The 288-nt window shown below is 68.4% G+C and carries 1 protein-coding gene; it reads left to right on the forward strand.

Annotation, left to right across the window (positions count from 1 at the left end):
• A partial coding sequence (locus NE591_RS15540; RefSeq protein ID WP_256157136.1) for a 7-cyano-7-deazaguanine synthase occupies positions 1-288 on the forward strand: 288 nt, incomplete at both ends.

The raw sequence follows: 288 nt of genomic DNA on the forward strand, positions 1-288 counted from the left end.
TGGCCGTGGCCTTCTCGGGCGGCTGCGACTCGGCGCTGCTTCTGGCGGCGGCGAAGCTGGCGGGGTGCGAGGTGCGCGCCTATCTGGTGAAGACTGCCTTCCAGCGCGATTTCGAGCTTGATGACGCCCGTGCTGTGGCGGCGGCGCTGGATGTGCCCCTCACGGTAGTGGAAGCGGACGTGCTGGCTCAGGAGGCTATCTGCGCGAATCCCGCCGACCGCTGCTATCTCTGCAAGGGCTTCATCTTCGGGGAAGTGCGCCGGGCCGCGGCAGCTGACGGGTTCACGG

The organism is Adlercreutzia sp. DFI.6.23, from assembly GCF_024462535.1.
Classification (GTDB): domain Bacteria; phylum Actinomycetota; class Coriobacteriia; order Coriobacteriales; family Eggerthellaceae; genus Adlercreutzia; species Adlercreutzia rubneri.